We start from the raw sequence: 207 nt of genomic DNA on the forward strand, positions 1-207 counted from the left end.
ACGTTGGATGTGGCACTTGCGCGGGCCAAACACGTCGCTGGACTGACCGTGCATTCGGACCAAGGCTGGCATTACAAGATGCAGCCATACCGGGCGATGCTTGCGCATCGCGGGGTAACGCAAAGCATGCGCCGAAGAGGCAATTGCTTTGACAATGCTGTGATCGAAAGCTTCTTTGGCACCCTCAAGGCGGAGTACTTCCACCTT

The 207-nt window shown here is 56.5% G+C and carries 1 protein-coding gene; it reads left to right on the forward strand.

Features of this window, described 5'->3' with window-relative positions:
* Window positions 1–207, forward strand: a 207-nt coding sequence (locus QN413_RS27295; protein WP_416352262.1) for a DDE-type integrase/transposase/recombinase, incomplete at both ends; no start/stop codon positions are given.

It is taken from the genome of Variovorax sp. LG9.2 (assembly GCF_035018885.1).
Classification (GTDB): domain Bacteria; phylum Pseudomonadota; class Gammaproteobacteria; order Burkholderiales; family Burkholderiaceae_C; genus Variovorax.